Consider the following 271-nt stretch of genomic DNA (forward strand, 5'->3'; position numbering starts at 1 on the left):
GAGTTCGACGGCGAGCACGTTCTCGCGAGCGAGCACGCGCTCAGCCTGGACTCGGTGCCGGACGAGCTCGTCGTCGTCGGCGCGGGCTACATCGGGATGGAGCTCGCGTCCGTGTACGCGAAGCTCGGGACGGACGTCACCGTGGTCGAGATGCTCGACGACGTCCTCCCGCCGTACGAGGACGACGTCTCGCGGGTCGTCAAGAGTCACGCGAAGGACCTCGGCGTGGAGTTCCACTTCGGCTACTCCGCGAGCGACTGGGAGGAGACCG

Annotated in this window: 1 protein-coding gene; it reads left to right on the forward strand. The window is 67.9% G+C overall.

The genetic code is table 11. From position 1 onward, the window contains the following. On the forward strand, nt 1–271 hold a 271-nt coding region (locus SM753_RS20630), incomplete at both ends, for an FAD-dependent oxidoreductase (RefSeq protein WP_323192933.1).

Source organism: Halostella sp. PRR32 (genome assembly GCF_034808085.1).
Classification (GTDB): domain Archaea; phylum Halobacteriota; class Halobacteria; order Halobacteriales; family Natronoarchaeaceae; genus Halostella; species Halostella pelagica.